Annotated in this window: 11 protein-coding genes; 5 read left to right on the top strand and 6 right to left on the bottom strand. The window is 42.8% G+C overall.

Annotation, left to right across the window (positions count from 1 at the left end):
- Positions 1-16: 16 nt before the first annotated feature.
- The gene (locus I3248_RS07920; RefSeq protein WP_238063215.1) at positions 17-1,513 is read right to left on the bottom strand and encodes an alanine/glycine:cation symporter family protein; all 1,497 of its coding nucleotides are present in this window, start codon (positions 1,511-1,513) and stop codon (positions 17-19) included.
- A gap of 752 nt (positions 1,514-2,265) precedes the next feature.
- Between I3248_RS07920 and I3248_RS07915 the strand changes: the two genes are divergently transcribed.
- The 3 genes from I3248_RS07915 (at position 2,266) to I3248_RS07905 (ending at position 5,113) form a co-directional block, all read left to right on the top strand.
- Positions 2,266-2,526, top strand: a complete 261-nt coding sequence (locus I3248_RS07915) for a DUF4212 domain-containing protein (protein WP_025646237.1) — start codon at positions 2,266-2,268, stop codon at positions 2,524-2,526.
- Positions 2,527-2,529: 3 nt separating this feature from the next.
- Positions 2,530-4,398 carry a sodium:solute symporter family protein gene (locus I3248_RS07910; RefSeq protein ID WP_238063214.1) on the top strand — a complete coding sequence of 623 codons (1,869 nt, stop codon included), beginning with the start codon at positions 2,530-2,532 and terminating at the stop codon, positions 4,396-4,398.
- A gap of 169 nt (positions 4,399-4,567) precedes the next feature.
- Positions 4,568-5,113, top strand: a complete 546-nt coding sequence (locus tag I3248_RS07905) for a hypothetical protein (protein WP_025646233.1) — start codon at positions 4,568-4,570, stop codon at positions 5,111-5,113.
- A gap of 46 nt (positions 5,114-5,159) precedes the next feature.
- On the opposite strand, the gene I3248_RS07900 is transcribed toward I3248_RS07905, so the two are convergent.
- Complete coding sequence (locus tag I3248_RS07900; protein WP_238063213.1) at positions 5,160-5,762, bottom strand: rhomboid family intramembrane serine protease; 603 nt, start codon at positions 5,760-5,762, stop codon at positions 5,160-5,162.
- Between the two features lie 87 nt (positions 5,763-5,849).
- Positions 5,850-6,902 carry a 5'-nucleotidase gene (locus I3248_RS07895; protein ID WP_238063212.1) on the bottom strand — a complete coding sequence of 351 codons (1,053 nt, stop codon included), beginning with the start codon at positions 6,900-6,902 and terminating at the stop codon, positions 5,850-5,852.
- A gap of 273 nt (positions 6,903-7,175) precedes the next feature.
- Here I3248_RS07895 and I3248_RS07890 point away from each other — a divergent pair, with 273 nt between their 5' ends.
- Complete coding sequence (locus I3248_RS07890; RefSeq protein WP_238063211.1) at positions 7,176-8,069, top strand: pirin family protein; 894 nt, start codon at positions 7,176-7,178, stop codon at positions 8,067-8,069.
- 149 nt (positions 8,070-8,218) lie between these two features.
- Here I3248_RS07890 and I3248_RS07885 read toward each other — a convergent pair whose 3' ends face one another.
- Positions 8,219-9,211, bottom strand: coding sequence for an aldo/keto reductase (locus I3248_RS07885; protein ID WP_238063210.1), 993 nt, complete (start codon positions 9,209-9,211; stop codon positions 8,219-8,221).
- Positions 9,212-9,253: 42 nt separating this feature from the next.
- Positions 9,254-9,625 carry a carboxymuconolactone decarboxylase family protein gene (locus I3248_RS07880; RefSeq protein WP_201559712.1) on the bottom strand — a complete coding sequence of 124 codons (372 nt, stop codon included), beginning with the start codon at positions 9,623-9,625 and terminating at the stop codon, positions 9,254-9,256.
- Between the two features lie 196 nt (positions 9,626-9,821).
- Between I3248_RS07880 and I3248_RS07875 the strand changes: the two genes are divergently transcribed.
- Positions 9,822-10,733: a LysR family transcriptional regulator gene (locus I3248_RS07875; protein WP_201559713.1), complete on the top strand. Its 912-nt coding sequence runs from the start codon at positions 9,822-9,824 to the stop codon at positions 10,731-10,733.
- Between the two features lie 233 nt (positions 10,734-10,966).
- Here I3248_RS07875 and I3248_RS07870 read toward each other — a convergent pair whose 3' ends face one another.
- A complete protein-coding gene (locus I3248_RS07870; protein ID WP_238063209.1) occupies positions 10,967-11,623 on the bottom strand; it encodes an IS1595 family transposase in 657 nt (218 codons plus the stop codon).
- Positions 11,624-12,122 lie beyond the last annotated feature (499 nt).

The raw sequence follows: 12,122 nt of genomic DNA, 5'->3' as shown, positions 1-12,122 counted from the left end.
AACGCCCAGTTAACGCTTAGTCAATCCAAGCATCACGGTTGGCCTCGTCTTTTAATTTAACAAAATCATCTGGATCAAATTTGATTTGATCGCCAGTCTTGCCCGCTTTGACCTGACTCTCATAATCACGCAGTATTCTAAGTGCCACTGGCGATAACAACATAATAGCGATTAAGTTGGTCAATGCCATAAGTCCCATTGATAGATCAGCAAAGTTCCATATGGCAGGCAAGCTGGCAATAGCGCCGACAAATACCATTGCTAAAACCATAAAGCGGAAGATCATAATCATCACCTTGGCATTTTTACTACCAGAGATGAACTCAAGATTAGACTCACCATAGCTATAATTAGCAATGATGGAAGTAAACGAGAAGAAGAAAATCGCAATGGCCACAAAGATAACACCCCAATCACCGACGTACTGAGATAGAGCCAACTGCGTGAGCTGAATACCTTCTTGCTCGACATTGGGGTCCACCACGCCTGACAGTATGATAATCGAAGCGGTGGCCGTACAGATGACTAGCGTATCCATAAACACCCCAAGCATCTGCATAAAGCCTTGCACCGCTGGATGATTGGGATTGGTTTGGGCAGTAGCCGCCGCATTAGGCGCTGAACCCATACCAGCTTCGTTAGAGAATAGACCACGCTTAATCCCATTAATGATAGCTTGAGCGATACCATAACCTAACACTCCGCCCGCTGCTTGCTCAAAACCAAATGCGGATTTGACGATTAAAGCAATCGCTGCAGGGAACTGGCTAAAGTTAGTAATGATAATAAACAGCGCTAATAAGATATACAAAATCGCCATTATCGGAACGATTTTACCTGCAATACGCGCCACTGAGCGTAGACCACCGAATACTACTGGTGCCACTAACACTACTAACAACAAACCGGTCATCCAAGTCGGAATACCAAAAGCTTCATTCGTCGCTTGCGCGATAGTATTAGACTGCACGCCATTGAATGCTAAGCCAAAAGCAACTAGCAGACAAACGGAGAAAAATACCGCCATCCAGCGCTTGCCTAGACCTTTTTCGATATAATACGCAGGACCGCCGCGATAGACATTATCCGTATGGGGTACTTTGTAAGCCTGAGCTAAAGTCGATTCGATAAAGCTGGTCGACATACCGACTATTGCCGTTATCCACATCCAAAAGATAGCGCCCGGACCGCCTAAATAGATAGCAATCGCCACCCCAGCTAAGTTACCAGTACCGACGCGCGCGGCTATCGATGTCATCAAGGCTTCAAAAGAGCTGATGCCGCCATCTTTGCGTCCTTGATTAGACACCCATAACAGCTTCCACATATGTCCAAAATGCCGAAACTGCATAAAACGTGTCACTACAGTAAAGTACAGACCCGCGCCAATCAGTAAAAACATCAACAAGCCATACCATGGATTGCTAGCGATCAACCAATCATTATTACCCCAAATAATACTTACACCGTAGTTCACTATACTGTTGAACCACTCTGCAATACTTCCACCCATGATGTCACCTCTTCTCTTTATTATCGATACCAGTATTTATCCATAAAACCACTGTGTATCAATTTCCCCTATCACAAAAATAATTTATTGTCTAGACATCTAAAATAACCTTAGCAAATAAAATTGAGCTATCCGAATCACATCAAAAGATAATATTTGTATAATTATTTACTAAATAAATGATAGATATTTATTCTAAACTTCGTTGTCTTATTTGCCTTATCATTTTAATCTATCTTGTCAAGGGTACAGTCTAACTGTCTTTGCGCCTTTAACTCATCTCATAACTTGTTTTTATTTACAGTTTAAGCATACCGTTACCACAAAGTAATTTTAAATTACGTATTGTTAATTGACTCATTTTTGTATATATTCCTAATAAGTTTATGACTGTTCAGTATAGTCATCGATAAGCAAGACAATAACGAATGTTTAAATGTGCAAATTTTATTGTGATTTGACGACGCTTACATGTGATGACACTGTCACATATCAATTAATTTTTGATAAAACTGGTTAAGTAAGCCGTTAGTCGTTATGCTTGTACCCTCTATACTTGTAATCTCTATATAAGTATTGAGAGTCGAGCAAGTCTTTAGAGCCAAAATGGTTCAGCTTTATATAGATAGCACTGAGTTATGAGTGCGATAGACGTTAAGCCGCGAGTGTTAACTCTCAATCGTTAAGTCAATATGACTCATTAGCAGCGGCTCGACCATCTTGTTTTATTGTTAGGCAAAAGGAGTTGTCCTATGGAGAACCACAACGATCCATCCGGTTATTGGCGCGCCAATGTCCGTCTCATTTTAGGTAGCCTAGTCATTTGGGCACTATGTTCTTATGGATTCGCAATTTTATTGCGTCCCCTGTTAGCAGGTATCAGAATCGGTGGTACTGACTTAGGCTTTTGGTTCGCTCAGCAAGGTTCCATTGCCGTATTTATCATTCTAATTTTCTTCTACGCGTGGCGTATGAATAAGTTGGATAAACAATACGGCGTAGACGAGGAGTAGAGCATGAGCCAATATCTGATTAATATTCTTTTTGTAGGGGCGTCTTTCGCGCTGTACTTCGGTATCGCGATTTGGGCACGTGCTGGTTCAACCAGTGAGTTTTATGTTGCAGGCGGCGGCGTGCATCCAGTTGTAAACGGTATGGCTACCGCTGCTGACTGGATGAGTGCGGCGTCCTTTATCTCCATGGCAGGTCTGATTGCTGCTGGTGGTTATGGTGCTTCAACTTATTTGATGGGCTGGACAGGCGGTTATGTACTACTCGCTATGTTGCTTGCCCCATACTTACGTAAATTCGGTAAGTTTACGGTTCCAGATTTCATTGCCGATCGCTTTTATTCTAAGACCGCCGCTATGATTGCGGTGGTTTGTTTGATTGTCGCCTCCACCACTTACGTTATCGGTCAGATGACAGGTGCTGGTGTTGCTTTCTCTCGTTTCTTAGAAGTTGAAAACGATACCGGACTGATCATCGCCGCTGTCGTTGTCTTCTTCTATGCCGTATTAGGCGGTATGAAAGGGATTACTTACACGCAGGTGGCGCAGTACATAGTGCTAATGATTGCTTATACCATTCCAGCAGTCTTTATCTCGCTAGAACTAACCGGTAACCCAATCCCAGGTCTAGGCTTGTTCTCAAACCATGTTGAGTCAGGCATTCCTATCTTAACTAAGCTTGATCAAGTCGTCACTGACTTAGGCTTTACCGCTTATACCGCTGACGTCCCGAACAAGCTCAATATGGTGCTGTTTACCTTATCACTGATGATTGGTACAGCTGGCCTACCACACGTTATCATTCGCTTTTTCACCGTTCCTAAAGTGGCTGATGCACGCTGGACAGCGGGTTGGACACTAGTATTCATCTCGCTATTGTACTTTACTGCTCCAGCGGTAGGTGCGATGGCTCGTCTAAACCTCATTGATACGGTCTATCCACAAGGGGTTGCAGAAGCACCTTTAGAGTATGATCAACGTCCAGACTGGATGGCAACATGGGAAGACACAGGTCTAATCAAATATAACGATTTAAACAATGATGGCCGCATTCAGATGTATAACGATAGTGGCCTTGGCGCAGCGGAGCTGGCTTTAACCAATGCCGAAACCGAAGGTGGTGATGTTGGCGCGGCTACTACAGCCGTCGAAGAGGCTCATGTTGCCAACGATACTGCACTTGATGGACGTTTTGCTGATGCTGGCTGGGCAGGTAACGAGCTGGATGTGAACAATGACATCTTAGTACTCGCTAACCCAGAAATTGCGCAGCTACCACCTTGGGTTATCGGTCTGATCGCTGCAGGTGGCCTTGCCGCTGCACTATCGACAGCAGCCGGCCTACTCCTTGCGATTTCATCCGCTATCAGTCATGATTTGATTAAGCGTAATCTTAATCCAAACATCACCGATAAAGGCGAGTTGCAAGTCGCCCGTATCTCTATGGCAGTTGCCATTGTCGTCGCAACTTGGCTCGGACTCAATCCGCCAGGGTTTGCAGCACAGGTGGTTGCTCTTGCCTTTGGTATTGCTGGAGCATCCTTGTTCCCAGCACTGATGATGGGTATTTTCTCTAAGCGTATTAATAACTTAGGCGCTATCTGCGGGATGCTCACCGGTCTACTCACAACCTTAGTTTACATCTTTGTCTTCAAAGGTTGGTTCTTCATTAGTGGTACGGCGAACTTCCCTGATACTGCAGAGTACTGGTTGTTTGGCATCTCACCATTATCCTTTGGTGCTATCGGTGCGATACTGAACTTTGCCGTAGCCTTCGCGGTGTCTTACGCAACCAAAGCACCACCACTGCACATTCAAGAGCTAGTAGAGAGCGTACGTTCTCCGCGTGGAGCTGGCGGCGCAATCGACCACTAAGCTATTGTATAAACAGTGAAATCTATCGGTTATTTATCTATCACTCACAGGCAGCAACTGCTTGTGAGTGATTTTTTATTCGCTTATCACTATACCAGCACTGGCACAAACAGACTGTCTCTAAACTGTTTTGGTTATATTCAGTGCTGATCGCATTAAGGAAAGTTCTATGCTTTTTGAGTTTATCGCTACCATAGCCGCCGCTTTTGGCATGGCAGGTTTGGCCCTTGTTATAACTCACCTCACCAAAATAGCAGGCAAGCGCGCGCCAAAATGGCTAGTGCCTTTATTTGCCGCTATTGGTATTTTTGGTTTTCAGATTCATCAAGAGTACAACTGGTACCATCAGCAAGTCGCTAAGCTACCTGAGGGCGTAACCGTAGTAAAAACTGCCGAGAGCTCAGAATGGTTTCGTCCTTGGTCTTATATAAAACCGCAGATACTGCGTTTTATCGCGGCGGATAGCGGCAATGCTACGATGCACGTAGATAATCCAGATATGCGCTTGGTAAATTTATATTTGTTTGAGAGACGTCGAAGTGTGCAGCAGATACCGCAAGTGATTAACTGCGCTGCCCCTGCACGCGCAGATTATGTGTTTCAAGACAAGACAAGCGAGCTGACTCTCGATGAGCATGTCAAGCAGACGACTGCCTGGCGTCCATTAAGCACAGAAGATCCATTATATATCAATGTCTGCACAGATCAGACGTAAGAGCTTTATCAATAAAGGCGGCACGTGCTGTTGCAAGCCAATTGGCTTAGAGCGGCTTAGTCGTTTTATAAGCGTGCTTTGAGTTGGCCCCTATTAGTAATCCGGCGCACAGACCACCGAAATGCGCTGCAAAAGACACCCCTGGCTGCGGCATTAGACCTTGTTTAATGGTCAGCCAATACCCTGTTCCCATCACAATACAAGCAAGCAAATAGCCCCAACGCCGTGCAAAAACAGCGCCGCCTATCATATAGCCAAGCATCGCAAAACATAACCCCGACGCTCCAATATGAATGGTCAAGGGTGATGCTATCACCCAAGTGGCCACCCCTGAGGCGATAATAAGCTTCAATATTGTACGATAAGCATTGTTTTCAAACAGCCCAAACAAAAACAATATCTGCAATAATATAAAAGTATTGCCCATCAAATGAGCAAAATTACCGTGCATCGTCCATGACGCTATCACGCCTATCATACTACCCAAATCTAGGGTGCGCGGCACAATACCGAAGATATTCCATAAGCCAAATAGCACGCTTTCATTAAGAAAAAACATGCCCCACATCGGTACCAATACAAAAGCGTATAGCCCTATGACCTGCTTTATGCGTGTTATAACCAAAGATAGTATAGCTTGCCAATTCATCGATTGCCTCTTAACATTAACTGATAACCCTTCAAAACAGTGTTAGCATCAGTGAGAATACTTTATATTGTATCCAGCTGAAATGACTCATACCTTAAGTGCAAAAAGTGGTTGTACAGTTGGCTTGAAGGTCAATGTCGACGCCATCTCACTGGAGTCTAAATAGCTATTATCATGCAGTAGCGAGGTAGAACGATAAGGGACTAAAGCGGTCGGCATAAAGCGCCGCGCCGCATCTATGTGCTTTATAGAGTCGTCAAAGAAGATATGCGGGGCAAAGGTTTTGAGCACCGATGTTTTCTCAAGCCCTCCCAAGAAGAAAGCCATATCGACATTCACGCCCCACTCTCGCAGCGTTTTAATAGCGCGCAAATCAGCAGGTGCATTACGGGCGGTCACAAGCGCAATTTTGATTGGGGAATACTGTAAACCAGCCGGTAAACGTTCCTGTAAATTTGACAGTTTGATCAATAGCTCAGCATAAGGGCCCTTTTCGATCGGTAAGTCAATCATCTCAGCTTCCCTATCATGAAAAGCTTGTAGGCCTTTTTGTTTATACAATAGCTCCCCTGAGTCGTCAAATAACACCGCATCACCATCGAAGGCAATGCGTAGCTGATCGGTATCAAGCTCGTAAGTATTGACTGGAGTGGCGTCCAATATCGCACAAGCGCAAATGTTGGCATCGGCGACTTGCTGAGCGTCCTCACGGTTGGTCGTCAAAAACAGATCGACATTAAAATCTTTGATATATGGAGCGACAGGACTTCCGGATACAAAGGCGGAACGTGAAATATTCAAACCGTTGTCACGAATGGCATTGAGCACTTGAATGCCAGTATCAGGACTGCTCTTTGAGACGATGACGACTTCCACAAGTGGCGACTCGGTCGTTAAATCCGCTGATAGACAGTCGTTACAGTAATTATTTAGATTCAGCAGCGCTTTGATTAATGGATATCCTGCACCACTATCTAATGGCTGATCTTCACGCTTCGCCATATAATCGCGAAACTCCTTTACTGCCTCATCAGGGCGCTGCTGTAGTAGCTGTAAAAGGTGGTTCTCAGACTCCGTTAAATCAAACAATGCTGTCGCTGATATAGCCACTATTAAAGTATTGGTTAAATCGACTGCCATATTATCCGTTCTCTATTCTAAGCATGGTATTGGTTAATGCTCATCAGTTTAGCAATTAAACCTCAGTAGGTAAGTAAGATTTTTATTATTGGCTACTCTTTAATAGTAATCCCTTTTGTACTGACAATTAATTAAATAATACTTAATTATCACAATTACTTATTAATATAAACTATATAATAATATTGAAATATATCCTCCTGGCCTCAAATAAATAGCTAAGAGTAATAAATCAATGCTCACCAACAGATATTAAAAAATCAGGAGAGAATAATGAATAATACTGTAGCGAATAGCAAAAAAGATACTGTGACCCAATCGCGTCAAATCGAGCAGCTTTTTGCTGGGGTCGATACCCAAGACGGCGCTGGTGTTAAACTCACTCGCGTACTGACGCAGCAGCTGCAACAGCGCCTCGATCCGTACTTGATGCTCGATAACTTTAAAAGTGACAATCCAGATGATTATGTCGCAGGGTTCCCCAATCACCCGCATCGCGGCTTTGAAACCATTACTTATATGATTACAGGCCGTATGCGTCATCGTGATAGCGCGGGTAACGAAGGGCTATTACAGAACGGCGGCGTGCAGTGGATGACAGCGGCGAGCGGTGTTATTCATTCAGAGCTACCGGAACAAGAAGACGGCGCGATGGAAGGCTTTCAGCTGTGGCTTAATCTACCTGCTAAAGATAAAATGAATGATCCTTGGTATAAAGATTTCCAAAGTGAGGACTTGCCTAAATACACAACTGAAGATGGCGTAGACGTTACGGTAATCGCAGGTAGATCGCATGGCGTAGAAGGTGCAGTCACCCGCGACATTACTGAGCCGACGTATTTGGATATCCATTTACCAGCAGGAACGAGCTTTAGCCAAGCCATTCCAGCCGATCATAATGCGTTTGCCTTTGTATATCGTGGTAAAGTAGATATTGAAGGTAGAGAAGTACCAACTAAGACCATGGCTATCTTAAAAAATGATGACAATACGGATGGCGTTACCATTACTGCTGATAGTAGTGAGGATACCAAAGTGATCTTAATCACTGGTCGCCCACTACGCGAGCCGATTGTGCAATATGGTCCGTTTGTCATGAACAGCCAGCAAGAAATCATGCAAGCGGTCACTGATTTCCAAAGTGGTAAGTTTGGTGAAGGGGCTTAGTTATTAACTAAGTGCTAGCTTAGTTTGTAAATACTCTATTATTCTCCGGTTAATGGATTATAAGCAGTTACACAGAGTTTGGGAAAGGCTCGATAGCCTAGCGCTGTTTTTCACCACCTGCTAAGGTCTATATCATCAATCTCTCTCAACTACTTCTCAATACCACCCCACCCTGCTTCTGGATAACGCTCGCCAGCAATATTACAGGGATTAAATAATTCATCCAGCTCATCTATTTGCTCGGACTTAAGCGTAATCTTTACTGCTTGGGCATTTTCTATGAGATATTTTTCGTGACGTGTACCCGCGATAGGAATGACATGCGGATGTTTATTTAGTAGCCATGCCAGACAGAGCTGGGCATTACTGTATTGCCATTCGGTAGCTAGCTTACTGAACTGCTTTACTATCTGCTGATTATTAGTGAGCGCTTCTCCCTTTAAGCGCGGTACAGCATGACGAAAATCGCCTGCTTCCAAACTCTCAGTATCAAGCTTACCGGTTAAAAAAGCCCGTCCCAATGGACTATAAGCGACAAAACTGATATCCAACTCACGACATGTCTCTAATAGCTCCTCTTCTGGTTGCCGCGACCAGAGCGAATACTCGCTTTGTACCGCTGTGATAGGATGAATGGCATGCGCTTGACGCAAAGTCTCGCTTGAAACCTCAGATAGACCGATACCGCGTATATCTCCTTGCTTTACTAAAGCGCTTAACGTATGCATCATGTCTTCAATCGGCGTGTTGTGGTCACGGCGATGGCAATAATATAAGTCAATATAATCTGTGCCCAACCGCTGTAAAGAATTATGGCAAGCTTGCTTAATATAATCAGGGCTATTATCTAAACGACGCTCATATTGACCTTTGGCACGGACAATACCGAACTTAGTTGCAATCACTATTTGCTTTCGCTGCGCTTTATGTGCAGCTATAAATTGTCCTAGTAACGTTTCATTGTGACCAAAACCATAAGTATCAGCGCTATCAAAGAAATTAATGCCAAGCTCAAGTGCTTTATCAAGTAACGCTAACGATTGACTATCGTCACTGTCTCCATAGAATTCACTCATGCCCATACAGCCAAGACCAATGGCTGAAACGGGCTGATTAATATGCTGTAATAATCGTGTTTGCATCTTATTCCTCACATTTATTTTATACAAAATAATTCATGTCAATCATGCTTCAATGACTTCTCTATAAGTAGTCAGCGCATTCATGCAGGCAGGCACTCCTGCATAAATTGCCATTTGAATGACAATCTCTAATAATTCTTGCTGGCTGACGCCGACATTTAATGCAGCTCGCATATGTAGTTTCAACTGCGGCGCAGCATGACCTAAGGTAATCAATGAGGCCACCGTTATCATCTCTCGAGACTTTAAATCTAGCCCAGGGCGACCGACTACTGCGCCAAAAGCGTAATCAGTAATCAATGCCGGTAAATCGGCATCCAGCTCAGCCAAATGATTGGTGACATTATCAGCAAGACCGTCTTGCAACTGGTTCATAATAGATTTGCCATGTTGGGTAAGTGCACTATCAGCCATAAGGCAGTTCCTTTGAATTAATAAGTAAATCGATAACTTATAAATAGTCTAATCCAAATAATGCACAGACAATAGATGATAAAAAAACAACTACTGTGCAATAATGCACAGTAACTTAAAGACTCTAATTATAATAACGAGTAGCTCAACTTTGAAGATAACAGTAAAAATTTAAAATAAAAGGCAGGCTCTAATAATGGATTGGCATGATTTGGCATATTTTGTTTGCTTGGTAGAACAGCAAACGTTGACAGCTTGTGCAGAGCACTTAGGCGTACAACACAGTACTGTATCTCGGCGTATTGAGAGCCTCGAACAAGCACTATCTTTGACTTTATTTGATCGTTTAGGGAAGCGTTATATACTCACTCAGGAAGGTGAGCTTTTGTATGCTCAAGCGGCAGAAGTACAAAAAGAGATTATCACCTTCGAACGAATGGCAATCAACCAAAATGCGATGCAAGGCAGTGTCATCATATCAGCACCACCAGTGTTGGCAAATGAAGTGTTAATACCGGAACTGCCTGCCTTTCGTGAACGCTATCCCGATATCGTACTGCATGTGCGCGGTGATGTTCATTTTAGTGATTTGTACCGCAAGGAGGCTGATATTGCACTACGCCTAAGCCGGCCTACACAGGACGACTTACTTATCCGCACAATATCTCACGTAAATTATGGCTTCTTTGCCCACCGAGATTATATTGAGCATACACCAATTGAACAGTGGCAATTAATTGAGTTTCAGGCTAACGCGCGCCTATTTAACTGGTTGCAAAATCTAATACATAAACATTCCTATCCTGTCATTTTCAGCAGTAATGACTTGTACGTAACCTATAGCAGCGTGTGTCAGAAATTGGGTATTGCTATCTTGCCTTACTTTTTAGCGGCTAAAAATCCAGCCCTATTACCGATTAATCCAGTTGATAGGGCGGTCATGATTATGCATGAAATAGCAACTACTGCTAGCCATGCATATATAGACAAGCAAGCTATACCTTTGGTTCAATCGCAACCTTTATACGTAGTCATGCATCCTGATGTACGGCGCTCTGCGAGGGTCAGGGTCGTTGCAGAGTGGTTAGGGTCTGTGTTTGGTAAATAATGTTATAGCGAGCTAAGCGTTGAAAATTACGCTGGAATTATGGATTAGTTTAATATATCTTCAAAAATAAATTTTGCTCAATCTAATTAAACCACTACGAGAAGCTAGTAACGACTTATAAAAGCGGGCTAACAAAGAATCTGACTATAAAATAAACCTTATATCTAGAAACTATAAAGCGACTCGATGTTTACGCCGCTAATTTATCATCTAGGGGCTGTAGTAGATAAGGATTAAATATCACACCATTTTCTCAGGATTTTCAGCTGATTAGATGGTGAACCATAGTTAAATCTAAAATCACACTCTTTTAAAAATAAATGGAAGTTCTTCTTATCGATTCCATTATACTTTCTGAGTATTCGTTTAGACTGATTCCAAAAGTTCTCAATGCCATTGATGTGATTGTTTTTACCACAAGTAAACTCTTTAGAGTGATTGACTCTGAAATGTTTAAACTCACTCACATCCAGTGCATTGTAACTTCGATAGCTATCTGTATAAACAAAGCTGTCAGGCTTGATGTTACGCTTAATAGCAGGCATTAGGGTAGTCTGTTTGGTGTCTGCTACGACAATGGTATACACCTTACCGTTTCGTTTTAGAATCCCAAATACAGCGGTTTTACCAGCAGCCCCGCGACCTCTTTTGCCTTTGCGTACGCCACCAAAGTAACTTTCATCTAATTCGACTTCGCCATCAAAAAGCTCATCAGCTTGTAATGAGAGATGATGATCTATCACAAGTCTTATTTTATGATAAAAAAGTGCAGCACTGTTAGGCTGAATATCAAGCAAATCTGCGGCTGTTCTAGCAGTCACTTCAGCTGTGAAAAACTCTAACAGCCTTCGCTGTACTTTTTTACTGAGTTTACAACGGGTTATCTTCATAAAAGTAGTCTAGCATAGTGCTTATCTACTACAGCCCCATTACTTAAATTATAAACGAACCACTCTATTCGTAATATAAAGTAATCTTGCTAAAAAATGAGCTATCAATTCTTACATCCATTCTTGCTACAAGTGATTCTTTCTGAGCTACTAACCCAATGATCAGGGTGTAGCTTGGTATCAGAACCGCAACCAGTATGCCCACCTTTAGTTCCACTATGAACTTCACCAGTTGGTGTATGTTTGACTGCCATTGTACTTCTCCATTTAAAGTGATCAAAACAGTTATGTATAATAACTGAACTTAAGTATAGCCCAAAATACTCTATGAAGTACAACCGAATTTTATTTCCTAAACTACATTCGTATAAGTAATTATCATTAATTTAGTAAAGTAAAGTATAAAAAAAGCCCCCTTAACTTAATTGTTAAGGGGGCTTTTAGGAATAGAGAGCTGACGATGACCTACTCTCACATGGCCGGAGCCACACTACCATTG

It is taken from the genome of Psychrobacter sp. Ps3 (genome assembly GCF_022129275.1).
Classification (GTDB): domain Bacteria; phylum Pseudomonadota; class Gammaproteobacteria; order Pseudomonadales; family Moraxellaceae; genus Psychrobacter; species Psychrobacter submarinus.
This window is presented reverse-complemented; position numbering and strand designations above follow the sequence as displayed.

Bases quoted from the DNA above. Each gene is read 5' to 3' on its own strand.
- I3248_RS07920 (WP_238063215.1), bottom strand. From the start codon at position 1,513: ATGGGTGGAAGTATTGCAGAGTGGTTCAACAGTATAGTGAACTACGGT.
- I3248_RS07880 (WP_201559712.1), bottom strand. From the start codon at position 9,625: ATGGCTGATAGTGCACTTACCCAACATGGCAAATCTATTATGAACCAG.
- I3248_RS07915 (WP_025646237.1), top strand. From the start codon at position 2,266: ATGGAGAACCACAACGATCCATCCGGTTATTGGCGCGCCAATGTCCGT.
- I3248_RS07890 (WP_238063211.1), top strand. From the start codon at position 7,176: ATGAATAATACTGTAGCGAATAGCAAAAAAGATACTGTGACCCAATCG.
- I3248_RS07875 (WP_201559713.1), top strand. From the start codon at position 9,822: ATGGATTGGCATGATTTGGCATATTTTGTTTGCTTGGTAGAACAGCAA.
- I3248_RS07895 (WP_238063212.1), bottom strand. From the start codon at position 6,902: ATGGCAGTCGATTTAACCAATACTTTAATAGTGGCTATATCAGCGACA.
- I3248_RS07870 (WP_238063209.1), bottom strand. From the start codon at position 11,623: ATGAAGATAACCCGTTGTAAACTCAGTAAAAAAGTACAGCGAAGGCTG.
- I3248_RS07905 (WP_025646233.1), top strand. From the start codon at position 4,568: ATGCTTTTTGAGTTTATCGCTACCATAGCCGCCGCTTTTGGCATGGCA.
- I3248_RS07885 (WP_238063210.1), bottom strand. From the start codon at position 9,211: ATGCAAACACGATTATTACAGCATATTAATCAGCCCGTTTCAGCCATT.
- I3248_RS07910 (WP_238063214.1), top strand. From the start codon at position 2,530: ATGAGCCAATATCTGATTAATATTCTTTTTGTAGGGGCGTCTTTCGCG.
- I3248_RS07900 (WP_238063213.1), bottom strand. From the start codon at position 5,762: ATGAATTGGCAAGCTATACTATCTTTGGTTATAACACGCATAAAGCAG.